Origin of the sequence: Catellatospora vulcania (genome assembly GCF_009720385.1) — a bacterium.
In the GTDB taxonomy this organism is placed as follows: Bacteria; Actinomycetota; Actinomycetes; order Mycobacteriales; family Micromonosporaceae; genus Catellatospora; species Catellatospora vulcania.
Genome location: NZ_ML769301.1, coordinates 818295 through 840740 on the forward strand (window position 1 = coordinate 818295; position 22446 = coordinate 840740).

The window sequence follows — 22446 nt, forward strand, 5'->3', positions numbered from 1 at the left end:
TACCCGGCTAGGGTGTCCGCCATGCCGTACATCTCCTCCGTCGTCATCCACTGCCGCGACCCGTACCTGATGGCGCCCTTCTGGAGCCTGGTCACGGGCCTGCCGATCGTCGAGGAGGACGCGGTGAAACTCGCCGAGCGCAGCCTGGCCGAGCGGGAGTCGGTGCTGCTGCACGACCCGTCGGGCACCGAGCCCGACGTGTGGCTCGCGCAGGCGGTCGACCTGCTCCCGGTCGGGCGCATCCACCTCGACATCGTCGCCGACGACGACGAGCGGGCCGCGATCGTCGCCGCCGGGGCGACGCTGGTCCGCGAGCAGGAGGACCTCACCGTGTACGCCGACCCGGAGGGCAACGAGTTCTGCCTGCTCCGCGAGCGCCACTGAGCCGCGCCGCGATCACCGATCCGGCTGCCCCGCCGCCGCCCCGCTGCGATGATCGAACGTGGGGAATCGAGCGGTGAGGAGTCACGCCGTGCGCGCGATCGAGTACGACCACTTCGGCGGCTACGACGTGCTCGACCTTGTCGACGCGCCCCGGCCGACCACCGCCGACGGGCAGGCGCTGGTCCGGATGACGCTGGCCGGGGTCAGCCCGCTGGACGAGACGGTGCGCGCCGGCCACCTGGCCCAGGCCCTGCACAAGCCGCTGCCGATCCGCCCGGGCGGCACCGGGATCGGCGTCGTCGAAGAACCCGGCGCATCAGGTCTGCCGCGGGGCGCACGCGTGGTGGTGAGTGGAGGCCGCTACGGCGTCGGCGCCGACGGCTGCTGGGCCGAGTACGTCGCCGTCGATCCGGCGAACCTGGTCGTGGTGCCGGACGCGGTCGACGACGAAGCCGCGGCCGCGCTGACCACTGGGGCGGGCTACCTCACCGCCTACCTCGCGCTGACCGAGCTGGCCGCGTTCCGGCCCGGGCAGGCCGTGCTCGCACCCGGTGTCGGCGGTGCGGTCGGTCAGGGCGGCGTCGAGGTCGCCCGGGTCCTCGGCGCGGCCCAGGCGATCACCACCGCCACCGGCACGGACCAGGCCGAACAGGGCCGCACCGCCGGGTACGAGGTGATCGACCTGTCCCAGGAGTCGCTGCGCGACGGAGTCACCCGGCTCACCGGCGGCAAGGGCGTCGACGTCGTGCTCGACGGCGTCGGCGGGCAGCTCACCGGGGAGGCGCTGGGCTGCCTGGCCGTGGACGGCACGCTGATCAGCATCGGGTACGCCGCCGGCACCCACGCCGACATCGACGTCACCGACCTGATCTGGAAGAACGCCCACATCCACGGGTTCCGGTTCGCCCTGTTCACTCCCGAGCAGGTGAACGCCGCGAACACCACGCTGCTCGCCCGGCTCGCCGCCGGCGACCTGCACCCGGCGGTGGCGCAGGTGTTCCGGCTCGCACAGGCGGCCGCGGCGCAGCACCTGCTCGCCGAGGGCCACCCCTTCGGCCGCGTCCTGCTCGCGGTCTGACCGGGCCCACTGCACCACGACGCGCGCGGGGGCATCCCGGCGACCGCGGCGAACCGCCGCGACTACGATGATCACATGCGTGCAACGGTGATCTACGGTCCGCACGACGTGCGGGTCGAGGACGTGCCCGATCCGGTCCTGCGGCACCCCGGTGACGCCGTGGTACGGGTGACGCACGCCTGCATCTGCGGCAGCGACTTGTGGGCCTACCAGGGCGTCGCCGCACGCCAGCCGGGCCAGCGCATCGGCCACGAGTTCCTGGGCGTCGTCGAGTCCACCGGCGCGGACGTCACCGCGGTCAAGCCCGGTGACACGGTCGTGGCCCCGTTCGTGTGGTCCGACGGCACCTGCGAGTTCTGCCGCGAGGGCCTGCACACCTCGTGCCCGGTCGGCGGCTTCTGGGGCCAGCCCGGCTCCGACGGCGGCCAGGGCGAGGCGGTGCGGGTCCCGTACGCCGACGGCACGCTGGTCAAGCTGCCGGACGGGCTCGGCGAACCCGAACTCGTCAAGATCCTCGCGCTGTCCGATGTGATGTCGACCGGACACCACGCCGCGCTCGCGGCCGGGGTGCGCCGGGGTGGCACGGTCGCCGTGGTCGGCGACGGCGCGGTCGGCCTGTGCGGGGTGCTCGCCGCGCACCGGCTGGGGGCCGAGCGCATCATCGCGCTGGGCCGCCACGACGCCCGCACCGCGCTGGCCAGGCACTTCGGCGCGACGGACGTGGTGCCCGAGCGTGGTGACGAGGCCGTCGCCGTGGTGCGGGAGCTGACCGGCGGCCAGGGCGCGCACGCGGTCATCGAGGCGGTCGGCACGGAGCAGTCGATGCGCACCGCGATCGGCGTGGCCCGCGACGGCGGCGCGGTCGGCTTCGTGGGCGTGCCGCACGGCGGTGCGGCCGGCGTCGACATCGGCGACATGTTCGGCCGCAACGTGGCGCTGCGCGGCGGCGTCGCGCCCGCCCGGGCGTACATTCCGGAGCTGCTCGCCGATGTGCTGGCCGGCACGCTGGACCCGTCGCCGGTCTTCGATGTGTCCGTCGATCTCGACGGGGTGCCCGGCGGATATGCCGCTATGAACGATCGAAAGGCGCTGAAAGTGCTGGTGCGCCCGAACGGCGGGTCGGTGTAGCTTGAGCGCCGTGGAAGAGACCGACCAGGCCATCGTTTCGGCCCTGACCGCCGACGGGCGCATGTCGTACACGGACCTGGCCGAGAAGGTCGGGCTGTCCGTGTCCGCCGTCCACCAGCGGGTACGCAGGCTGGAGCAGCGTGGCGTGATCACCGGCTACGGCGCGCGGGTGGACTACAACGCGATCGGGCTGCCGCTGACGGCGTTCGTGGCGATCCGCCCGTTCGATCCGGCGCAGCCCGACGACGCCCCCGAGCGCCTGGCGCACCTGTCCGAGATCGAGTCGTGCTTCTCGGTCGCCGGTGAGGACTTCTACATCCTGCTGGTACGCGTCGCGTCACCGGTCGACCTGGAGCGCCTGCTGCAGGAGATCCGCACGTCGGCCAACGTCACCACGCGTACGACCGTGGTGCTGTCCACGCCGTTCGAGCAGCGCGCGCCCCGCATCCACCTGGCCGACTGAGCCGCCTACCAGGGGCAGCACGGCAGCGGCGCGGGCAGGAACAGCGCGGTGAGCGCGATGGCGGCCAGCCCGACGACGGCGGCGGCCACGCCGGTGGCGAACCGCACCACCGCGGGCCGCAGCCGGGCCGGCACCCGCCGCACCTGGCGGACGGCAGCGGCCACCGCTGCCGCCAGGACCACCGCACCGGCCAGCAGCACGGGCAGGCCCCAGCGTTCGTGCACGTCGTAGCCCTGGAACAGCAGCGGCCGGGCGACCATCAGCAGCAGGCCCGGCAGCGGCGCGACGGCGGCGACCGCCTGCGCCGCGAGCAGCCATGCCCGTTCGGCGCCTGTGCCGCTGCCGACCTGGTGGAACAGCTGCACCGCCAGCATGCCCAGGCCGACCGCGAGCAGTGCCGCCGGGACCAGGTGCCACAGCCAGTACCGCAGGATCGTCTCCTGGTCGGAGCGGAGCACGACTCCGACGACCGTCCAGCCGATCGCCGCGAAGACCACGGCGCCGCCGAGTCCGGCCACGCCCGCCAGGAACGGGTGCAGCAGCCGCTGCGCCGCCGTGGCCGACGGCCAGGCGAGCAGGCCGAGGCGCAGGTTCGTCGTCGTGCCCGTCGCCGGGTCGGTCATGTCACCACCGTATCGTCGCTGACCGCGGCCGCGGTCGTCCGAACGGATTCTGTCCGATGTGGTGTTAGCGCACCGTTAGCGTTGCGGCCCAGACGCGGTCAGACCGCCGGCCACGGGATCGGCAGCGCCGACACCACCAGGAAGACCAGGCTGAGCCCGCACAGGCCGACGCCGCTGATCAGCCGGGCCACGCGGAAGCGGCGCTCGGTGGGGATGCCGCGGAGCACGACGGGGTAGGCGATCACCGCCGGCAGCAGCAGCACGCCGGTGACGACGTACGGCATGTTCATCGCCATGTCCCGGTTGGCAGCAGTCGCGAGGACGTATATCCGCAGCATCATCAACGCCACCGCCAGCGGCATAGCCAGGCCCGCCATGGCGCGGGCCGCGGTCAGCCAGTGCCGCTCGCCGTCGTCGACGGCCGGGCCGCGCTGCAGGAACAGGTGGAACGTGACCGTGGTCAGTCCGAGCACCAGCACCACCAGTGGCGCGGCGGCCTGTCCCCATTCGCGGACGGCGTCGCCGAGTTCGGGCCCGTCGGGATGCCGCTGGCCGGGCTCGCCCGTCACGACGGCCAACCAGATCACCATCGTGTACACCACGAGCATGCTCAGCAGCGCGAGGGCCGCGAACAGCACGTCCACGCCGCGCCGTGGAGGCCGGACGTGCGCGTGGTCATGCACCGCCGTGGTCTGCCGCAGACCTGTCGACAACCTGATCACCTTTCTTTCTGTCGCGTCGTGTGGACGCTGCGGCCGCAGGCAGGACGTGGCGGCTCGTCATGCCTGTCGGCGTTCGCGGCGATGTTACGGGTCCGGCGGCCTCAGCGGGGGGCACGGCCGAAGCCGCCGGTGACCCGGGCGGCCCCGTCCCGGTCGACGAGCAGGCCCTCGTAGCCGGTGCCGCGCAGCAGGTCCAGGCCGGTCACCCCCTTGGCCGCCGCCGCGGTCGCGTACACGTCGGCCCACCGCAGCGACGGCCCGACGACGGTGACCCCCGCCACCTCGGCGGTCGGCGAGCCGCGGTACGGGTCGACGATGTGCGCGCCGCGCCGGGCGGTCCCGGACGTCGCGACCGCGCCCGAGACCAGCGTGATGACGTGGGCCAGCGCCGAGGGCCGCAGCGGGTCCTCCACGCCGACCCGCCACGGCGGATGCCCTGCCGCCGCCACGACGACGTCGCCACCGGCGTTGAGGCAGCGGTCCCACCCCGACAGCAGCCCCGCCGCCCGCTCCGCCGCCCACCCTTTGACCAGCCCGGACGGATCCCACCAGCGCCCGCCGCCGGGGCCGGGCAGCCGCGCGTCGAACCATCCGCCGGTACGTTCGCGCGCCTCGTCGCACAGCGCCGCGACCTCGCCCACCCACGGATGCGCGTCCGCCACGGCCAGCTCACCCCGGTTGATCCGGCTCACGTCACTGTCCACCCGGTACGTGCTGAACACCGCGTCGGTCTCGCGCAGCAGCGCGAACACGGCCTCGACGCCGCGCCGTACGGGTGCCGAGTCCAGGCCCGGGCCGCGCAGGTGGAGGCTGACCGGCATCCCCATGACCTGCTCGACCCAGGCCCGGCGCGGCGGTGCGAACGTGCTCACCGGGTGTGCGCCCGGTCGATTGCGGACTGCAGCGAGTCCAGGTAGGCCCGGCTCGTCGCGGTCGCGCCGGACACGGTGTCGACCTCGGCGGACTGTGCCTGGAGCACCTGCTCGCGCAACTGCGGCAGGGCGAGCTCGTTCAGCACCAGCGAGTGCTCGTGCACGGTGTGCTTCTGCAGGACCGCCACGTCGGCGATGCGCTCGCCGGCGAAGGTGACCCGGACCTGCACCGTGCCGTACTCGGTGAAAATCGCGTCGCCGTCGACGGTCCGGCCGCCTGCGACCAGGGTCGGCGGCGGCGCGGGCGACGGCGTCGCCGCCTCCGCGGGCCGGGCCTGCGGCACCGCCTCGCCGAAGCTGGTGCGGTAGCTGAACAGACCGACCAGGCCCGCGATCGTGGCCAGCAGGAAGAACGTGATCTTACGCATGGGTCACCACCCGAACCGCTCGTCGTGGATCTGCCGCGCGGGCACCCCGGCCAGCCTCAGTGCGGCGCGCGCCGCCGCCATCCAGGGCGGTGGGCCGCACAGGAAGACGTCCCGCCCGGACAGCTCCGGGACCAGGTGGGTGAGCGCCTCGTGGTCGGCGTAGCGCTCGGCCAGCTCGGCGGTCAGCCAGGAGATCCGCCCCGGCGGCGGGGGACCGGGCAGGTAGATCACCTGTGCGCCGCGCTCGGCCGCGATGGCGTCGATCTCGTCGCGCAGCACCAGCTCCTCCGCGCTGCGTGCCCGGTAGATCAGGGTCAGCTCGCTGTCGGCGTACCGCATGCCCTCCAGCAGGGCGCGCATCGGCGTGATGCCGATGCCCGCCGCCATCAGCAACACCCGCTCGCCGCGGCGGCGGCCTTCGGTGAGCGTGCCGAACGGGCCCTCGATCAGCACTGCGGTGCCCGGGGCGGCCCCGGCCAGGCGTGCGCCGTCGTCGCCCGCGGCCCGGAAGGTGAACCGGAGCCGGTCCGCGCGCGGGGCCTCGGACAGCGAGAACGGATGCGCCCGGCTCCAGCCGCGGCCGGTGCGCAGCCGCCAGGTCAGGAACTGGCCCGGCCGGGCCGCCAACCGGTCCAGCCGCCGCCCCGGCAGGTACACCGAGTACACGTCCGACGCCTCGTGGCGCACCTCGCCGACGGTGAGCCGGTGACGGCGCGACAGCCACAGCGGCCGCCCGATCCGGAACACTCCCAGCGCGGCGGCGGCGCCGCCCCACAGCGTCCACCAGTAGGCGCAGGCGGCTGGGGAGGTGACGAAGTGCGCACCGTTCCACAGCTGGTGCGGCAGGGCCAGGGCCACTCCGAGATAGGCGTACAGGTGCAGCAGGTGCCAGTTCTCGTAGCGCACCCGCCGCCGGGCCGCCCGCACCGACAGCGCGACGACGAGCGCCAGCAGCATCGTGCCCGCCGCCGCCAGCAGCATGCCCGGGTAGCGCACGACAAGATCGGCCAGCTGGGCGAGCACGCCGGTGTCCGTGGACGCCGCGTACCCGGCGACGACCAGCACCACGTGTGCTGCCATCAGCCAGAACGAGGTGAATCCGAGCAGCCGGTGGATCCGGGCCAGCCGGTCCTGTCCCCAGGCGCGCTCCACCCACGGCACCCGCGCCATCGCGAGCACCTGCAGCAGGAGCATGTCGGCGGCGACCAGCCCGGTCAGACGGGCCGCGGTCACCAGGCCGGTGCCGTCGGCGCGGAGCGCGGCCGGGCCGCCGTCGGACAGCCAAAGCGCTGCCACCACCAGCACGGTGGCACAGGCCAGGGCGGCGGTGACAGCGCGCCCTAGGACTCCGTCGCGCGGCCGGGGGAGGGGGAATCGGTCAGGGGTCACGCCACGGCGAGTCGCGACAGGGGCGCGCAGTTCCCGGTAACACCCGGAAACCGCACGCCCCTGTCGCCACCGCGCTATTGAGATTCGCGGGCGCGCTGCTGCTCGCGGTACTGCGGGACGGGCAGGCCGCCCCGGCCCCAGTTCTCCGGCTCGACCTCGTCGATGACGACGAACGTCGAGTCCAGCGGCTTGTCGAGCACGTCCAGCAGCAACCTGCTGACGCCTTCGATGAGCGCCGCCTTCTGCGCGGCGGTGGCCGCCGTCGCGCCGGGTGTGCTGCCCTCGCGGGTGATCTGGATGTTGACGATGGGCACGGCTGGTCCTCTCTGCTGAACGGGCGGGTCAGTGGCCGGCGTTCTGTCCGCCGTCGACGTGCAGGATCTCGCCGGTGACGAAGGGCGCCGACTCGAGGTACAGGACCGCGTCGACGATGTCGCTCGTCTCGCCCATCCGGCCGACGGGGTGCAGCCCGGCGTAGGTCTCGTGGGTCTCGACCGCGTGCATCGGGGTCTTGATGATGCCCGGGGCGACGGCGTTGACCCGCACGCCGCGCGTCGCGTACTCGATGGCCAGCGACTTGGTCGCGGAGTTGATGCCGCCCTTGGTCAGCGAGGCGAGCACCGACGGCACGTTCTTGTCGGCCTGGTCCACCAGGGCCGTGGTGATGCTGACGATGTGGCCGCCGCCGGCGGCGAGCAGGTGCGGCAGCACCCCTTGGGTGAGGTGGAAGAACCCGGCGACGTTGATCCCGGTGACCTGCGCGAGGTCGTCGGCGGTGTAGTCGGTGAACGGCTTGGCGATGAAGATGCCCGCGTTGTTGACCAGGGTGTCGATGCGGCCGAAGTGCTCGAGGGCCGCCTTGGTGACCCGCTCCGCGGTGTCGGCGTGGGCGATGTCGCCCTGCACGGTCACGATGTCCGGGTCGGCGGAGGCGGGAATCGTGCGCGAGACGGCCACGACGCGGTATCCGAGCTTGCGGTACCCGTCGACGAGGCCCGCGCCGATGCCCTGGGACGCGCCGGTGATCACTGCGACCTTCTGGTTGTTCTCGGTGCTCATGTGCCTTTTCCTTTGCTGTTTCGCGGAGCCGGAGGCGTACTAGACGACCGGTCTACTAAAAGGTAGACGACTGGTCGTGTATCGTCAACGGCATGGGAAGGACGAGTGACGCGCGGAACAAGATCCTGGAAGCGGCCCGGACGCTGATCGAGCAGCGCGGCTACTCGGCGCTGGGCGTGGCGGAGATCTGCGCCGCGGCCGGGGTGCCGAAGGGCAGCTTCTACCACTTCTTCGCGTCCAAGCAGGCGCTCGCGCTCACCGTCATCGACGAGCACTGGGCCGCTCAGCAGCAGCAGTGGAGCGAACTGCTCGGCAGCGAGCGGGCACCCCTGGACCGGCTGCGCGACCTGTTCGAGGCGACCGAGGACTTCCAGAAGGCCGGTCGGCAGCAGGCGGGCCTGGTCGTCGGATGCCTGTTCGGCAACCTCGCGGCCGAGCTCAGCAACCAGGTCCCGGAGATCCGCGACCGGCTCCAGGAGATCTTCGAAGCCCAGATCGACATGATCGAGAAGGTCATCGTCGAGGCCAAGGACGCCGGACAGGCCGGCCCGGCCGTCGACACCCGCGACGCGGCCCGCTCCATCGTCGCCCAGATCGAGGGCCGGGTGCTGCTGGCGAAGCTGCTCGACGACCCGGCCCAGCTCGGCACGCTCTGGCACAACAGCCTCGGCCTGCTCCAGGTGCCCGCAGCAGCCCGGCCCGCGGGGGCCTGACCCGGCCGGACGACTGACGGATCGCCGACCCCGGACCGCGGCGGCGGGTGCTCGCGTCTAACCTCGCGGCCATGACCTATCTCGACACCCCCGCCGAGTCGCCCCTGTACGCCGACGAGACCGGCCACATCCCCAACTATCTGCGGGTGTTCGCGCTGCGGCCCGAGGCGTACGCGGGCTGGGAACAGCTGGCCGGCAGCGTGCGCGACGGCATGGACCTGCGCCGGTACGAGCTGGTCACGATCGCCGCCGCGCGACGGCTGGGGTCGGACTACTGCACCCTCGCCCACGCCAAGGTGCTGCGCGAGCGCTTCTACGACGAGCCGCAGCTGCGCGCCATCATCGCCGACCACCGCAGCGCGGGGCTCGACCCGGCCGACGTCGCGATCATGGACTTTGCCGACAAGGTCGCCGCCGATCCGACCACCATCACCGAGCTGGACGCCGCCACGCTGCGCGGATACGGCCTGTCCGACACCGACGTGCTGCAGGTCGTGCTCGCCGTGTGCATCCGCCGGTTCTTCAGCGGTGTGCTGTCCGCCGTCGGCGCAGCCCCCGACGAAGCACTGCGGGGCTAGATCCGAACGGGCCGCGTGCGCCCGATGCCGACTTCTCCGTCGGAATCTCAGCCGAACCGTAGGTTCGCGAGTGGCACCGTCGAGTTGAGGAGATTGATCCAGCTGGTCTGGCCTGCGTCGGAGTAGCGCCATTGGGTGCCGTAGACGTTGAAGACGTCGGTGCGGCCGTCGCCGTTGAAGTCGCCCAGGCGCAGGTCGGCGAGTGGGACCGTCGAGTTGAGCAGGTTGATCCAGCTGGTCTGGCCTGCGTCGGAGTAGCGCCATTGGGTGCCGTAGACGTTGAAGACGTCGGTGCGGCCGTCGCCGTTGAAGTCGCCGAAGCGCAGGTCGGCGAGCCCGACGGTGGAGGCGGCGAGGTCGATCCAGCTGGTCTGGCCTGCGCTGGAGTACTGCCAACCGGTGCCGGTAGCGCGGAACACGTCGGTGCGGCCGTCGCCGTTGAAGTCCCCGAACTGGAGGTCGGCGAGTGGGACCGTCGAGTTGAGCAGGTTGATCCAGCTGGTCTGGCCTGCGTCGGAGTAGCGCCATTGGGTGCCGTAGACGTTGAAGACGTCGGTGCGGCCGTCGCCGTTGAAGTCGCCGAAGCGCAGGTCGGCGAGCCCGACGGTGGAGGCGGCGAGGTCGATCCAGCTGGTCTGGCCTGCGCTGGAGTACTGCCAACCGGCGCCGGTGGCCCGGAACACGTCGGTGCGGCCGTCGCCGTTGAAGTCGCCGAAGCGCACGTCGGCGAGCCCGACGGTGGACTCGGCGAGGTCGATCCAGCTGCTCTGGGCTGCGCTGGAGTACAGCCAACCGTCACCGGTGGTGAAGATGTCGGTGCGGCGATCGTCGTTGAAGTCGAGCTGGCGGCCGGTGAGGAGCTCGCCGCGGCGCGGCCGGACCAGGTTGATGTTGTTCAGGACGAACTGGTTGGTCGCGTCGGTCATGTACCGGTTGAGGAACGGTGAATAAGTCTTGACGTCCAGGCTGTCGGCGGTCGGGTTGTAGGTGAACACCCGCAGGTAGCTGTTGGGGTCGCGGGAGCTGTTGTTCTGGTAGTCGGCCTGGATCTGGTGGACCGTGTTGCCGTGGACGCCCTGTTGGCTGATCCGGCCGGCGTTGTGGTAATGACCCGAGAAGGTGAATCGGAAGTTGGCGTGCCTGCTCACCAGGTCGTTCCACAGCCTGGTGCCGTTGCTGTCCTTCGTGCTGCCGTTCTGGTAGGCGTGCGTGACCAGGATGGCGTTGTGGCCGGGGTGCGCCGCCACCACCTGGTTCGCCCAGGCGATCTCGTCGTTGCTCGGCGCGTATTTCAGCGCCAGCACCAGCCAGTCCGCCCCGCCGGCGGTGAAGGTGTGGAAGGCGTTGTCATTCTTCGCGGCCGGGTAGGTTCCGCCGAACGACGGCAGCGCGGTGAAGTTCGATCGCGGGTAGTGGGTGTTGTACCGCGTCGCGGTGCGGGTCGTCGAGGCGGTGCCCGGGTCGAGGTCGTGGTTGCCCGGACCGATGATGTAGGGCACGTCGTCGGTGGGCAGGCCCATCGCGCTCTTGCTGTTGTTCCACTGGGCCAGCTGGTCGGAGTTGTCGACCACGTCACCGACGTGCAGCACGTACTTGATGTTCCGGGCGGCCCGCTGGTCGTCCACCCACTGCATCTGCGCCCGGAACACCTCCGGCCAGTATTCGGAGGCGTACTGGGTGTCGGGGAGCATCACGAAGGTGAAGTTCTCCGCAGCCTGGGCCTGGGCCTGCGCTCTCGCCTGCGGCGCCTGTGCGTATGACGCCGTCGCCACGAGGGTGAGGGACGCGGCCAAAGCCACAACGCGTGCAACCTTGCCGACCCTCATCCTGACCCTCCAACAACCGGTAGCCCCAGCACGAGGCATGGTGCCTCCTCGACGGCACCGGTGTTGGAAAGTTTCGATGCCTAGGGACTCCGGTGCAACCTACCTTCATTCATTGATTTCCATTTGTTATAGTTGGTCGCCCTGGCCCGGGGTGCAGAGCCGGTGCGCCGAGTGGGAAGCGCCGGACTAGCGGTAGCCTGCCGTCGCCGCGGCGATCCGCCCGACGTACGGGCGGCCGAACTCCGACGTCCCGTCGACCGCGACGACCGCCAGGTAGCCGTGCAGCCGCCACAGTTCCCGCCGCTGCGCGAAGCCCGGGTCGATCGGCGCCACCTCCCGGTATCCGTCGAATACCTCGCCCGGCACGGGCGTGAAGTAGTCCAGCAGGGCCAGGTCGGATTCCGGATGCCCGTAGCAGGGTGACGTGTCGAGCAGCACCGCCTCGTCGGCGGTGGTGAGGAAGTTGTTCTGCTGTGCGTCGCCGTGCAGCAGCGACGGCTCCGGCTCGGGGCCGCACACCTGCGGCAACCGCGCCGCCAGCCGGGTGACCCCGGCGGCCAACTCGGCGGGCAGGTGCCCGGAGTCGACGGCGTCGCGCAACCGGGGCAGCAACCGCCGCTCGACGTAGAAGTCGGCCCAGGTCGTGCCCGCGGGCCGGTTGTCCTGGGGGAGCGGGCCGAAGAACCCGTCGAACTCGGCCAGCCCGTGCCGCTCCCCGCGGGCCTGGTGGACCGTGGCCAGCGCGCGCCCGATCGAGCGCCACTGCGCCGCCGTACGCGCCCGCGCGGGCACCTCGGGCAGCGCCTCCAGTAGCAGCAGTGAACCGAACGCCCCGGACACCGGGCCGTCGCCGACCGGCACCGGAGTGGCGGCCCCGGCCCGCTCCCGCAGCAGCCGGTGACCGCGCAACTCGGCCGTGAACTGCTCGGCGCCGCGCGGGCCCCGGTCCAGCTTGACGAACACCGAGAACGGCGTGCCGTGTAGGATGCCCGCCGGGTGCGAGGCACGGTCGTCAAGGTCGGTGAACCCGGTCACGGTCCACCGTCGCCCGCGGTGCGCGCTCGCGGCCCGCTCGACCGCCGTCACGACGGACTGCTCGCACAGCGGATGCTGCCTCATCCGCGGCACGGTACCGGCCGCGATCCGCACGCGGCCGGCGGCCTCAGCTGTTCCAGCGCAGCAGCACCGGGGTCTCGCGTTCGTAGCCGAGCACGTTCACGGTGGCGGTCTCCAGCCGGAACAGCGCGCCGTCCTGCGGGGGCAGGCCGAGCCAGCGGGCGGTGAGCACCCGCAGCAGGTGGCCGTGCCCGACGAGGGCGACGTCGCCGCTGGCCAGCATGGTCCGGGCCCGTTCCAGGACGCGGTCGCAGCGGGCGCCGACCTGGGCGGCGGTCTCCCCGCCGGGGCAGCCGGACTGCCACACGGTCCACTCGGGACGTTCCTGGCGGATCTCGACCGTGGTGCGCCCCTCGTAGGCCCCGTAGTTCCACTCCAGCAGGTCGTCATCGGTGGCTGTGATCTCCAGGCCGGCCAGCGCCGCGGTGCGCATCGCCCGCTGCAGCGGGCTGCACAGCACCGCGGCGAACGCCCGCCCGGCCAGCCGGGGGGCCAGCTGGGCGGCCTGGCGTTCGCCCTCCGGGGTCAGCGGCAGGTCGGTGAAGGAGGTGTGGCGGCCGTTGGCGCTCCACTCCGTCTGCCCGTGCCGGACCAGCACGATCTCTCGCATGGCGCCGATCCTCCCCGCTCGTGTTCCTGAGCACACGTTAGCGGTGATCAGCACGACCCGGGCGGTTTCGACCCGTGAGTCTTGCTCCGGGCCTGGCTGCCGGGCGCGCACCACTGTTGGTCTTGGTGGTTCCGCCTGTGGCGGCTCCGGGACTCACAGAATTGAGGTATGACGGACGCGCCGCTGATGCCGCACTACGCGCGGGTCGATCAGAGCCCGCCGCAGATGCAGGCACGGCTCGTGGCGTACCTCGACAAGGCCGCCGGTTACCGGGCGATCACCGAGATCCGGGCGAGGGCCTGCGAGACCATGCACGTCAAACCGGGTCACCACGTGCTCGACGGCGGGTGCGGGCTGGGCGAGGAGGCGCTGGCACTGGCGCTGCTGGTCGGCGCGGACGGTCGGGTCGACGGCGTGGACAACTCCCGCAGCATGCTGTCGCTGGCCGCGCACCGCTACGAGCGGTGGCATCAGACCCACCCCGACGCCGGTGACGTGCGCTTCGTCACCGGGGATCTGGCCCGGCTGGACTACCCGGCCGACGTCTTCGACGCGGTGCGGTGCGAACGCACCCTGCAGCACCTGCCGCAGGCGGAGGCGGTGATCGCGGAGCTGATCCGGGTGACCCGGCCGCAGGGGCGGATCTGCCTGGTGGACACCGACTGGGAGTCGCTGGTCTTCGACGGCCTGCCCGCGGAGGTGCTGACGCCGATGATGTGGCGGCTGCGGCACCACAGCGTGATGTGCAACCCGACGATGGGCCGCACGCTGCGCAACCGGCTGCGCCGGCAGCAGGTGTACGAGCTGGAGTGCCACCCGATGACGATGTGCTTCACCGACCCGGCCGAGGCGCAGCACGTGGTGCCGTACTTCGATCGGGACATGCTGCTGCACATCGTGGGGGAGGAGGACGGCGACGCCACGGCGATGGTGGACCGCTGGCTGGACGCGGTCCGCGACGCCGACGAGCGGGAGGACTTCCTGGTGGCGCTGACGGTGTGGGTGGTCGCGGGTACTGTCCCGGCCTGACCTGCGGGCAGTGTCGCCAAAGGCCCCGCCCTCAGCTGCGTGAACAGCGGGAGACGGGGCCTTTCGTCGTATCGGGACGGGCTCAGGCCTGGGCGGCGAGCTGCTCGTCCATCTGCTTGCGCCACCACTTCTGGCCGGACTCCGGCAGGGTGTCGATCGGGTCGTAGTACGCGTAGCGCTGGGACAGCACGTCGACGTTCTGGTCGGCTTCGATCGAGGTGCGGTAGTTCTTGGTCCAGTACGAGATGCCGTTCTCACGGTCGTACTCGGTGACCATGTGCACCCAGCGCTTGCCGACGAACGGCACGTCGCAGACGATGCGCGGGGTGGCGTACCCGGGCAGGTAGCCCATGATGTCGTGCTGGAGTTGCTGGGCGGCCCCGACCGAGACGCGCCAGTGCTCGGCGTTGGGGATCATGTCGCACATGTAGAAGTAGTACGGCAGGATGTTCGCCTCGCCCTGCAGCGCGAAGCACAGGTCGAGCAGGTCGGGCGAGGTGGCGTTGACGCCGCGCATCAGCACGCCCTGGTTGCGCACGTCGCGCACGCCGACCTCGAGGGCCGTCTTCGCGGCGCGGGCCACCGTCGGGGTGATCGAGTTGGCGTGGTTCACGTGCGTGTGGATCGCCAGGTTGACGCCGCGCCGGCGGGCGGTGCGGGCGACCCGCTCCAGGCCCTCGACGACCTCGGGCTGCAGCCAGTGCTGGGGCAGGCCCATCAGCGCCTTGGTGGCCAGCCGGATGTCGCGGATGGTGTCGATCTCCAGCAGGCGCATCAGGTACGACTCGAGGTTCTTCCACGGCACGTTGGCCACGTCGCCGCCGGAGACGACGACGTCGCGTACGCCCGGGTGGGCCTTGAGGTAGGCGATGTGCGCGTCGTAGCGGTCGACGGGCTTGAGGGTCAGCTTGAGCTTCTCGACCGCCGGGGTGGAGTTGCCGACCAGGTCCATGCGCGTGCAGTGGCCGCAGTACTGCGGGCAGGTGGACAGCAGCTCAGCGAGCACCTTGGTGGGGTAGCGGTGGGTGAGGCCCTCGGCGACCCACATGTCGTGCTCGTGCAGGCTGTCGCGGCTCGCGTGCGGGTGGCTGGCCCACTCGGTGAGCCGGTCGGAGGCGACCGGGATCATGTAGCGCCGCACCGGGTCGGCGTAGAACGCCTCGGTGGTCAGCTCTTCCCGCGCCATCGTGTTGATCATCTGCGGCGGGACCAGCATCGACATCGTGGCCAGAGCCTTCTGGTCGGCCTCGAGGTCGGCGTAGAAGCGCTCGTCGACGGTGTCGCCGAGCACGGCGCGCAGCTGCTTGATGTTCTTGATGCAGTTGACGCGCTGCCACTGCGCGGACTCCCACTGCGCGAGGGTGACGTCGCGCCAGCCCGGGAACCGGGTCCAGTCCGGTTCGATCAGCTCTACGCGGCGGTACTCGTAGGGTTGCCCAGCGTTCATCGGTGGCCTCTCCTTTGCGGTCCCGTTGACCATACTGGAAGTTCTTCGGCCTACCAACTAGTCTGCCGTAGAATTTCCCGCACAGCTCAAATCTAACCGCAATATTGGTTTTGATCTCGCGGGTGCACTTCACTTTTTAGGAGAACCGGACAATGACGTCACCGATCGGCCTGCACCGGGTCCTGGAACCGAGCGGCGTATTGCCCCAGGCAGCGCTTCGCTTGGACAATTCAGCCGAAATCGGAGCGGACGAGGTGCGTGTCGCCGTCGAGCGGCTCAACCTCGACGCGGCGAGCTTCCGGCAGCTGGCCACCAAGCACGACGGCGACGGTGCGGCGGTGCGCGCCGAGGTTCTGGAGATCATCGGCGCCCGCGGCAAGATGCAGAACCCGGTCACCGGGTCCGGCGGCATGCTGATCGGCACCGTCGAGGCCGTCGGCCCGCAGTCGCCGCTCGGCCTCAGGGTCGGCGACAAGGTCGCCACCCTGGTCTCCCTCACGCTGACCCCGCTGTCGATCACCGACGGCCTCAAGCACTGGGACGGCGGCAGCGAGCAGGTGCCCTGCGAGGGCCACGCGATCCTGTTCGCCCGCTCCATCGCCGCGGTGCTGCCCGGTGACCTGGACCCCGAGCTGGCCCTGGCCGTGATGGACGTGTGCGGCGCACCCGCGCTGACCGCCCGGGTCGTGGCGAAGTACGACAGCCCGACCGTCGCCGTGATCGGCGGCGCGGGCAAGAGCGGCTCCCTGTCCCTGGCCGCCGCGAAGGCCGCCGGAGCGAGCCGCACCGTCGGCGTCGTCCCTGTCGAGCGTGAGCGCGCCATGCTGGAGTCTGCGGGCCTGGCCGACGTGGTCGCGCTGGCCGACGCCCGCAACCCGGTGGCCCTGGCCGAGGCGGTCGAGGCGGCGCTCGGCGGGAGGGCCGCGGATGTGACCGTGGTCTGCGTGGACGTGCCCGGCTGCGAGCACGGCGCGATCCTGTCGACCGCCGACGGCGGCACGGTGATCTTCTTCTCGATGGCGACGAGCTTCGCGGCTGCGGCACTCGGCGCGGAGGGCCTGGCCGCCGACGTGACGATGCTGGTCGGCAACGGGTACGTGCCCGGCCACGCGGCGTACGCGCTGGATCTGCTGCGGCAGGTGCCCGCGGTGCGGGAACTGTTCGAGTCCCGTCTGCACCACGAGGCCTCGCGGGCCACGTCCGGCACGGCAGACTGACGTAATGCAGATCTCCGCCTTGCCGGCCGAGCGCACCACGCTCTGGCACAACGCCGTCGTCCGCAGCCCCGCCGACCCGGGCGCCACGGCACTGCTCACCCGCGGCCAGCACCTCGTGTGGCTCGGGCCGCTCGCCGACGCCCCCACCGCCGACCTGCGGGTCGACCTGGGCGGGGCCCTGGTCACCCCGGCGTTCGTCGACGCGCACGTGCACGCCACCGACACCGGCCTGGCCCTGGCCGGGCTGGACCTGTCCTCGGTACGCAGCGCGACGGAGCTGCTCAAGGCCGTCGCCGAGTTCGCCTCCGGGATGGGCCCGGAGGCCGTCGTGCTCGGGCACGGCTTCGACGAGAGCACCTGGGGCGCCGCGCAGACCCCGCCGACCGCGGCCGAGCTGGACCGGGCCGCGGGCGGGCGCAGCGTGTACCTGTCCCAGGCGTCGATCCACTCCGCGCTGGTCTCCTCCGACCTGCTGGCCATGGCCGTCGAGGCCCCCGGCTACGACGAATCGGGCTGGGTGCGCCGCGACGCGCACCACGTGGTGCGGGCGGCCGCGTTCGGGCAGATCACCATCGTGCAGCGGCGCGACGCGCAGATGCGGATGCTGCGCCACGCCGCATCGCTGGGCATCGCGGCGGTGCACGAGTGCGGCGGGCCCGGCACGTCCAGCGAGGACGACTTCACTGAGCTGCTGCGCCTGTCCGGGCAGGGTCTGCCGGAGGTGTACGGGTTCTGGGGCGAGCTGATGGGCGCGGCCAAGGCCCGGGAGCTGGGTGCGGTCGGCGCGGGCGGCGACCTGTACGCCGACGGCGCGCTCGGTTCGCGCACAGCCCACCTCGGCGAGGACTACCTCGACGGCGAGCGCGGCTGCGGGCACGGGTACGTGACCGCCGAGCAGGTGCGCGATCACCTGATCGACTGCCACCGGCACCGCATGCAGGGCGGCTTCCACGCCATCGGCGACGCGGCCATCTCGACGGTGGTGGCCGGGTTCGCGGCCGCAGACGAGGTGCTGGGCACCGACGCGCTCCGCGACGCCCGGCACCGGGTCGAGCACGCCGAGATCATGGACAAGCGGCTGATCGCCGCGTTCGTGGAGTACGGCATCGTCGCCTCGATGCAGCCGGCGTTCGACCGCCTGTGGGGCGGCGAGCACCAGATGTACGCCCAGCGGCTCGGCGTGGCCCGCAGTCTGGCGTCGAACCCGATGGGTCAGATGCACAACACGGGCGTGGCGCTGGCGTTCGGGTCGGACAGCCCGGTGACGCCGCTGGACCCGTGGGGCAGCGTCCGGGCCGCGATGCAGCACTTCAACACCCATCAGCGGATGAGCGCGAAGTCGGCGTTCGCGGCGCACACCCGCGGCGGCTGGCGGGCGGTGCACAAGGATGCCGAGGGCGTGCTCGTGCCCGGCGCCGCGGCGACGTTCGCGGTGTGGCGTACCCCGGCCGGGTTGTCCGGCACCCTTCCCAGTCTTGAGCAGCACGACGAGCTGCCGGTCTGTGTCCGTACCGTCCTGCGTGGAGAAACGATCTATGAGCAGCAATAAACTCGGTCTCGACCCGGCGCTGGTGCACCGGGCCCGGGCGCTGGCCGCCAAGGCCGGGCGGCCCGTGGTGGACATGGCGCAGTCGCACACCACCGTCTCGGTGGAGCGGGCGGTGCTGCGGCTGGCCGGGGTCACCGGCGCCGACCCCGACGGCATCCCGTGGGTGAACCGCCTGGTGGACGCGGTGCGCAACGACGTCGGCCTCGGCCACGGCGTGGCGCTGCCGGTGTTCCACGCCCTCGCCGAGCACGGCCTGGAGCCGACCCCGGCGGAGCTGACGCTGCTGGCGCAGAAGGCCGCGTCCGGCTCGGTGCGCTTCGACCTGCCCACCGGCAAGGCCGTCACCGCGGCGAAGAAGGCCTCCCGCCGCCAGGTCGCCGCCGGGATCAAGCAGATCGACCGCAACCGCGCCGACCGCGACAAGATGATCAAGCGGTACGGCGACCCGAAGCAGCGCCCCTGGATCTACCTGATCGTGGCCACCGGCGACATCTACGAGGACATCCCGCAGGCGCAGGCCGCGGCCCGCGCGGGGGCCGACGTCATCGCGGTGATCCGCTCCACCGGGCAGTCGCTGCTGGACTACGTGCCCGAGGGCGCGACCCGGGAGGGCTTCGCGGGCACGTACGCCACGCAGGAGAACTTCCGGCTCATGCGGGCCGCGCTGGACGAGTCCAGCAGGGAGCTGGGCCGCTACGTCCGGCTGACCAACTACGCCTCCGGCCTGTGCATGCCCGAGATCGCCACCCTGGCCGGGCTGCAGCGCCTGGACATGATGCTCAACGACTCCATGTACGGCATCCTGTTCCGCGACATCAACCCGATCCGCACGTTCGTGGACCAGCGGTTCTCCCGCCAGATCCACGCCCGCGCCGGGATCATCATCAACACCGGCGAGGACAACTACCTCACCACCGCCGACGCGGTCGAGGCCGCGCACACCGTCACCGTGTCGCAGCTGCTCAACGAGTACTTCGCGCACGAGGCCGGGCTCGCGGACTGGCAGCTCGGGCTGGGGCACGCGTTCGAGATCAATCCGGAGCTGCCGGAGTCGTTCCGCCTCGAACTGGCCCACGCGCTGCTGGCCCGGGAGCTGTTCCCGGACGCGCCGCTCAAGTGGATGCCGCCGACCAAGCACATGACCGGCGACGTGTTCCGCGGCAACCTGCTCGACGGGTTCTTCAACCTGGTCGGCGCGCTGACCGGGCAGGGCATCCTGCTCGTCGGCATGATGACCGAGGCCGTCGTCACGCCCTGGCTGTCCGACCGCGACATCGCCCTGCAGAACGTGCGCTACGTGCTCGGCGCGGCCGGCAACCTGCACGAGGACTTCGTGCCCGCCCCGGACGGCTTCATCCAGCGCCGCGCCCACCAGGTCCTCGACGAGGCCATCGACCTGCTGGAGAAGATCGAGGACGACACCCTGCTCAACGCGATCGCCGACGGCACGTTCGGGATCATGAAGCGGCCCGCGCACCGCGGCAAGGGCCTGGACGGCGTCGCCAAGCACGACGACGGCTACTACAACCCGGCCACCGAGATCCTGGAGGCCCCGGCCAAGGAGGAGCAGCAGTGAAGACGGTCGTCCGCCCGTACGGCGACACCACCGGCGACGGCATGACCCAGGTCAGCTTCACCCTGCCGCTGCCGCACGACAAGAAGGCCGAAGGCGCCGCGCTCCAGCTCGCCGCGAAGATGGGCCTGGAGCCGGCGATGCTGGTCCACGCCAAGCAGATGGGCGACGGGTTCACCTTCTTCGTCATCTACGGCAGCGTCCGGCACCTGGTCGAACTCGACAAGGTCGTGGTCGTCGAGCGCGACTTCCCGCTGCTGACCGCGAAAGAGGTCAACACGGTCGTCAAGCAGAAGATGCGCCGCAAGCTGTCCGTGGTCGGGGCGTGCATCGGCACCGACGCGCACACCGTCGGCATCGACGCGATCCTCAACCTCAAGGGCATCGCCGGCGAGAAGGGCCTGGAGTACTACCGCGAGCTGAAAGTCGTCAACCTGGGCGCGCAGATCACGGTGCCCGAGCTGGTCGCCGCCGCGAAGGCGGAGAAGGCCGACGCGGTGCTGGTCTCGCAGGTCGTCACCCAGCGCGACGCGCACCTGCACAACACCCGCGAGATGTCGGCGGCGTTCCGCGAGGCGCTGCCCGCCGACAAGCGGCCGCTGCTGATCGTCGGCGGCCCGCGCTTCGACGAGCTGATGACCGACGAGCTCGGCGTGGACCGGATCTTCGGCCGCGGCACCACCCCGCGCGAGGTGGCCAGCTACCTGGTCCACGCGCTGATCACCGAGAAGGCCGAGCGGAAGAAGGCAGTGGCGGCATGAGCGTCGGATTCACGGTCACGCACCGGAAGTACGTGCCGTACAGCCACGCCCACTACGCGGGCAACCTCGTCGACGGGGCGTACGCCCTGGCCGCGTTCGGCGACGTCGCGACCGAGGTGTGCATCCAGCTCGACGGCGACGAAGGCCTGTTCGCCTCGTACTCCGACGTGCAGTTCAAGGCCCCGATGCGGGCCGGGGACGTGCTGGAGATCGTCGCGACGGTGGCCCGGATGGGCACCCGCAGCCGCACCATCGACTTCGAAGCGCGGGTCGTGTGCCGGGGACGGCCGGACCGTTCCGAGTCGGCCGCCGAGGTCCTCGACCCGCCGGTCACCGCGGTGACGGCCACCGGCACCGTGGTGGTCCCGCCCAAGTGAGCCTGCTGTGCTGTGTCGACGTCGGGTCGACGTTCACCAAGGCGGCCCTGGTCGACACCGGCAGCGGTGAACTGGTCGCCACCGGCTCGCACCGCACCACCGTCGGCACCGACGTGCTGCACGGTCTCGACGCGGCCGTGGCGGCGACCGGACGGGCCCCGGACGGGCTGCTGGTGTGCTCGTCGGCCGGCGGCGGCCTGCGGCTGGCGGTCGTCGGCTACGAGCGCCTGGTGACGGCGCAGGCCGGACACCGGGTCGGGCTGTCGGCGGGGTCGCGCGTCGTGCACGTCGCCGCGGGCCGCCTCGACCGGGCCGGGCTCGCCGAACTGCGCGCCGCCCGTCCGGACGTGGTGCTGCTGGTCGGCGGCACCGACGGCGGCGACACCGAGACGATCACCCACAACGCGACCCGGCTGGCCAACGCTCGCTGGCGCATCCCGACCGTGCTCGCCGGCAACGCCGACTGCCGAGAGCAGCTCGCCGAGCTGCTCTCCGGCGCGGGCGTGCCGGTCGTGGCGGTCGACAACGTGCTGCCCGCCATCGGCGTGCTCGACCCGGGCCCGGCGCGTGCCGCGATCCGGCAGGTGTTCCTGCAGCACGTCATCGGCGGCAAGAAGCTGTCCCGCGGGCCGCGGTTCGCCTCGCTCGTGCGGGCCGCGACCCCGGACGCGGTGCTGTCCGGCGTCGAGCTGCTGGCCGCCCGCGCGGGGGAGGACCTGCTGGTCGTCGACGTCGGCGGGGCCACCACCGACGTGTACTCGGTGCTCACCCCCGACGCCGAGCAGCTCGCCGGGGTACGCGACGAGGTCGCCGGGGTGATGTGGGCGGCCCGCACCGTCGAGGGCGACCTCGGCATGCGCTGGTCCGCGCCCGGTGTCGTGTCCGCCGCCGCCCTGGAGAAGATCATCGGGCCGGACGAGGCCCAGGTCCTGGAACTCGCCGCGGCGGCCCGCGCCGAACATCCTGGCTACGTCGCCGACGACGGCACCGAACGGGCCGTCGACCAGCGGCTGGCCGAACTCGCGGTCACCGTGGCGCTGCGCCGCCACGCCCGCGGCGAGGCCGTGGTGGCCGGCGGCCCCCGCCGCGGCGGGCGTGACCTGCGCGCGGTGCGCACCGCGATCGGCTCCGGCGGCGTACTGCGGCACAGCCCGCCCCAGGTCGCCCAGGCCGTGCTCGGCGCGGGCCTCGGCGACACCGCGGGCGGCTGGCCGCTGCCGCGTGCCCCCCGAACGGCTGTCGACACGTCCTACATTCTGGCCGCCGCGGGACTTCTCTCGGTGGAACATCCGGACGCCGCGGCGGCGCTGCTCGCGGCTGAGCTGGGCTGACGTAACGGAATGCGGCGCTCGTCACGGTGGGTGACCACATCGTGAAATTGACCGTGCGAGGCAGCGCCGGTACCGTCGTGAGGTCCTCCACCGTGCCTGCCGCCGTTCCCCGGCGGGCGTCGCCGATCCGGCGGCGCGGGCGCGGCAGGCGGCAGCACCGATCAGTAGAAAAC

At 71.9% G+C, this 22446-nt stretch carries 24 protein-coding genes; 13 read left to right on the forward strand and 11 right to left on the reverse strand.

Annotated elements, in window-relative coordinates:
• Nucleotides 1–21: 21 nt before the first annotated feature.
• The 4 genes from F6W97_RS03630 (at nucleotide 22) to F6W97_RS03645 (ending at nucleotide 3053) form a co-directional block, all read left to right on the forward strand.
• Nucleotides 22–384 (forward strand): VOC family protein, encoded by a 363-nt coding sequence (locus tag F6W97_RS03630; protein WP_155368636.1) that lies wholly within the window; start codon nucleotides 22–24, stop codon nucleotides 382–384.
• An 88-nt stretch (nucleotides 385–472) separates the two neighbouring features.
• On the forward strand, nucleotides 473–1462 hold the full coding sequence (locus tag F6W97_RS03635) for a quinone oxidoreductase family protein (protein WP_155368637.1): 990 nt from the start codon (nucleotides 473–475) through the stop codon (nucleotides 1460–1462).
• Between the two features lie 75 nt (nucleotides 1463–1537).
• Entirely contained in the window at nucleotides 1538–2590 is a 1053-nt protein-coding gene (locus tag F6W97_RS03640; RefSeq protein WP_155368638.1) for a zinc-dependent alcohol dehydrogenase family protein, read from the forward strand.
• A gap of 10 nt (nucleotides 2591–2600) precedes the next feature.
• The gene (locus F6W97_RS03645; protein ID WP_155368639.1) at nucleotides 2601–3053 is read left to right on the forward strand and encodes an Lrp/AsnC family transcriptional regulator; all 453 of its coding nucleotides are present in this window, start codon (nucleotides 2601–2603) and stop codon (nucleotides 3051–3053) included.
• 5 nt (nucleotides 3054–3058) lie between these two features.
• Here the strand turns inward: F6W97_RS03645 and F6W97_RS03650 are convergent, their stop codons facing one another.
• From F6W97_RS03650 to F6W97_RS03680, 7 genes are all read right to left on the reverse strand, one after another.
• Entirely contained in the window at nucleotides 3059–3676 is a 618-nt protein-coding gene (locus F6W97_RS03650; RefSeq protein WP_155368640.1) for a hypothetical protein, read from the reverse strand.
• Between the two features lie 98 nt (nucleotides 3677–3774).
• Entirely contained in the window at nucleotides 3775–4389 is a 615-nt protein-coding gene (locus F6W97_RS03655; protein WP_155368641.1) for a hypothetical protein, read from the reverse strand.
• Between the two features lie 110 nt (nucleotides 4390–4499).
• Nucleotides 4500–5270, reverse strand: coding sequence for an FAD:protein FMN transferase (locus F6W97_RS03660; RefSeq protein WP_230686380.1), 771 nt, complete (start codon nucleotides 5268–5270; stop codon nucleotides 4500–4502).
• Entirely contained in the window at nucleotides 5267–5698 is a 432-nt protein-coding gene (locus tag F6W97_RS03665; RefSeq protein WP_155368642.1) for an FMN-binding protein, read from the reverse strand. Before F6W97_RS03665 ends, F6W97_RS03660 begins: the two co-directional genes overlap by 4 nt.
• A gap of 3 nt (nucleotides 5699–5701) precedes the next feature.
• A complete protein-coding gene (locus tag F6W97_RS03670; RefSeq protein ID WP_230686381.1) occupies nucleotides 5702–6994 on the reverse strand; it encodes a ferredoxin reductase family protein in 1293 nt (430 codons plus the stop codon).
• Between the two features lie 167 nt (nucleotides 6995–7161).
• Nucleotides 7162–7401, reverse strand: coding sequence for a tautomerase family protein (locus F6W97_RS03675; protein WP_155368643.1), 240 nt, complete (start codon nucleotides 7399–7401; stop codon nucleotides 7162–7164).
• A gap of 28 nt (nucleotides 7402–7429) precedes the next feature.
• On the reverse strand, nucleotides 7430–8146 hold the full coding sequence (locus F6W97_RS03680; RefSeq protein ID WP_155368644.1) for an SDR family NAD(P)-dependent oxidoreductase: 717 nt from the start codon (nucleotides 8144–8146) through the stop codon (nucleotides 7430–7432).
• A gap of 92 nt (nucleotides 8147–8238) precedes the next feature.
• Here F6W97_RS03680 and F6W97_RS03685 point away from each other — a divergent pair, with 92 nt between their 5' ends.
• Both F6W97_RS03685 and F6W97_RS03690 read left to right on the forward strand, forming a co-directional pair.
• The gene (locus F6W97_RS03685) at nucleotides 8239–8859 is read left to right on the forward strand and encodes a TetR/AcrR family transcriptional regulator (protein WP_155368645.1); all 621 of its coding nucleotides are present in this window, start codon (nucleotides 8239–8241) and stop codon (nucleotides 8857–8859) included.
• Between the two features lie 71 nt (nucleotides 8860–8930).
• Nucleotides 8931–9437, forward strand: coding sequence for a carboxymuconolactone decarboxylase family protein (locus tag F6W97_RS03690; protein ID WP_155368646.1), 507 nt, complete (start codon nucleotides 8931–8933; stop codon nucleotides 9435–9437).
• 47 nt (nucleotides 9438–9484) lie between these two features.
• On the opposite strand, the gene F6W97_RS03695 is transcribed toward F6W97_RS03690, so the two are convergent.
• The 3 genes from F6W97_RS03695 to F6W97_RS03705 form a co-directional block, all read right to left on the reverse strand.
• On the reverse strand, nucleotides 9485–11236 hold the full coding sequence (locus tag F6W97_RS03695) for an FG-GAP-like repeat-containing protein (protein ID WP_196278960.1): 1752 nt from the start codon (nucleotides 11234–11236) through the stop codon (nucleotides 9485–9487).
• 213 nt (nucleotides 11237–11449) lie between these two features.
• Nucleotides 11450–12382, reverse strand: a complete 933-nt coding sequence (locus F6W97_RS03700; protein ID WP_155368648.1) for a fructosamine kinase family protein — start codon at nucleotides 12380–12382, stop codon at nucleotides 11450–11452.
• Between the two features lie 43 nt (nucleotides 12383–12425).
• Entirely contained in the window at nucleotides 12426–12989 is a 564-nt protein-coding gene (locus F6W97_RS03705; protein WP_155368649.1) for a histidine phosphatase family protein, read from the reverse strand.
• 168 nt (nucleotides 12990–13157) lie between these two features.
• Here F6W97_RS03705 and F6W97_RS03710 point away from each other — a divergent pair, with 168 nt between their 5' ends.
• Nucleotides 13158–14018, forward strand: coding sequence for a methyltransferase domain-containing protein (locus F6W97_RS03710; RefSeq protein WP_155368650.1), 861 nt, complete (start codon nucleotides 13158–13160; stop codon nucleotides 14016–14018).
• 82 nt (nucleotides 14019–14100) lie between these two features.
• Here the strand turns inward: F6W97_RS03710 and F6W97_RS03715 are convergent, their stop codons facing one another.
• The gene (locus F6W97_RS03715; RefSeq protein WP_155368651.1) at nucleotides 14101–15465 is read right to left on the reverse strand and encodes a KamA family radical SAM protein; all 1365 of its coding nucleotides are present in this window, start codon (nucleotides 15463–15465) and stop codon (nucleotides 14101–14103) included.
• 152 nt (nucleotides 15466–15617) lie between these two features.
• Here F6W97_RS03715 and kdd point away from each other — a divergent pair, with 152 nt between their 5' ends.
• Genes kdd through F6W97_RS03745 form a run of 6 tightly spaced genes read left to right on the forward strand, consistent with a single transcriptional unit; the run spans nucleotide 15618 to nucleotide 22273 of the window.
• The gene (gene kdd / locus F6W97_RS03720; protein WP_155368652.1) at nucleotides 15618–16682 is read left to right on the forward strand and encodes an L-erythro-3,5-diaminohexanoate dehydrogenase; all 1065 of its coding nucleotides are present in this window, start codon (nucleotides 15618–15620) and stop codon (nucleotides 16680–16682) included.
• Nucleotides 16683–16686: 4 nt separating this feature from the next.
• Complete coding sequence (locus F6W97_RS03725; RefSeq protein ID WP_155368653.1) at nucleotides 16687–18231, forward strand: amidohydrolase; 1545 nt, start codon at nucleotides 16687–16689, stop codon at nucleotides 18229–18231.
• Nucleotides 18218–19807 carry a lysine 5,6-aminomutase subunit alpha gene (kamD, locus tag F6W97_RS03730; protein WP_155368654.1) on the forward strand — a complete coding sequence of 530 codons (1590 nt, stop codon included), beginning with the start codon at nucleotides 18218–18220 and terminating at the stop codon, nucleotides 19805–19807. The genes F6W97_RS03725 and kamD overlap by 14 nt, the downstream gene beginning before the upstream one ends.
• Nucleotides 19804–20565, forward strand: a complete 762-nt coding sequence (gene kamE, locus F6W97_RS03735; RefSeq protein ID WP_269059661.1) for a lysine 5,6-aminomutase subunit beta — start codon at nucleotides 19804–19806, stop codon at nucleotides 20563–20565. The genes kamD and kamE overlap by 4 nt, the downstream gene beginning before the upstream one ends.
• Complete coding sequence (gene kal / locus F6W97_RS03740; protein WP_155368655.1) at nucleotides 20562–20942, forward strand: 3-aminobutyryl-CoA ammonia lyase; 381 nt, start codon at nucleotides 20562–20564, stop codon at nucleotides 20940–20942. The genes kamE and kal overlap by 4 nt, the downstream gene beginning before the upstream one ends.
• Nucleotides 20939–22273 carry a glutamate mutase L gene (locus F6W97_RS03745; protein WP_155368656.1) on the forward strand — a complete coding sequence of 445 codons (1335 nt, stop codon included), beginning with the start codon at nucleotides 20939–20941 and terminating at the stop codon, nucleotides 22271–22273. The genes kal and F6W97_RS03745 overlap by 4 nt, the downstream gene beginning before the upstream one ends.
• Nucleotides 22274–22446: the final 173 nt, after the last annotated feature.

What these genes read in the sequence shown, in the direction of transcription:
- F6W97_RS03680 (WP_155368644.1), bottom strand. Translation starts at nt 8,146, where the DNA reads ATGAGCACCGAGAACAACCAGAAGGTCGCAGTGATCACCGGCGCGTCC.
- F6W97_RS03665 (WP_155368642.1), bottom strand. Translation starts at nt 5,698, where the DNA reads ATGCGTAAGATCACGTTCTTCCTGCTGGCCACGATCGCGGGCCTGGTC.
- F6W97_RS03650 (WP_155368640.1), bottom strand. Translation starts at nt 3,676, where the DNA reads ATGACCGACCCGGCGACGGGCACGACGACGAACCTGCGCCTCGGCCTG.
- F6W97_RS03700 (WP_155368648.1), bottom strand. Translation starts at nt 12,382, where the DNA reads ATGAGGCAGCATCCGCTGTGCGAGCAGTCCGTCGTGACGGCGGTCGAG.
- kdd (WP_155368652.1), top strand. Translation starts at nt 15,618, where the DNA reads ATGACGTCACCGATCGGCCTGCACCGGGTCCTGGAACCGAGCGGCGTA.
- F6W97_RS03690 (WP_155368646.1), top strand. Translation starts at nt 8,931, where the DNA reads ATGACCTATCTCGACACCCCCGCCGAGTCGCCCCTGTACGCCGACGAG.
- F6W97_RS03630 (WP_155368636.1), top strand. Translation starts at nt 22, where the DNA reads ATGCCGTACATCTCCTCCGTCGTCATCCACTGCCGCGACCCGTACCTG.
- F6W97_RS03725 (WP_155368653.1), top strand. Translation starts at nt 16,687, where the DNA reads ATGCAGATCTCCGCCTTGCCGGCCGAGCGCACCACGCTCTGGCACAAC.
- kal (WP_155368655.1), top strand. Translation starts at nt 20,562, where the DNA reads ATGAGCGTCGGATTCACGGTCACGCACCGGAAGTACGTGCCGTACAGC.
- F6W97_RS03710 (WP_155368650.1), top strand. Translation starts at nt 13,158, where the DNA reads ATGACGGACGCGCCGCTGATGCCGCACTACGCGCGGGTCGATCAGAGC.
- F6W97_RS03705 (WP_155368649.1), bottom strand. Translation starts at nt 12,989, where the DNA reads ATGCGAGAGATCGTGCTGGTCCGGCACGGGCAGACGGAGTGGAGCGCC.
- F6W97_RS03640 (WP_155368638.1), top strand. Translation starts at nt 1,538, where the DNA reads ATGCGTGCAACGGTGATCTACGGTCCGCACGACGTGCGGGTCGAGGAC.
- F6W97_RS03685 (WP_155368645.1), top strand. Translation starts at nt 8,239, where the DNA reads ATGGGAAGGACGAGTGACGCGCGGAACAAGATCCTGGAAGCGGCCCGG.
- kamD (WP_155368654.1), top strand. Translation starts at nt 18,218, where the DNA reads ATGAGCAGCAATAAACTCGGTCTCGACCCGGCGCTGGTGCACCGGGCC.
- F6W97_RS03715 (WP_155368651.1), bottom strand. Translation starts at nt 15,465, where the DNA reads ATGAACGCTGGGCAACCCTACGAGTACCGCCGCGTAGAGCTGATCGAA.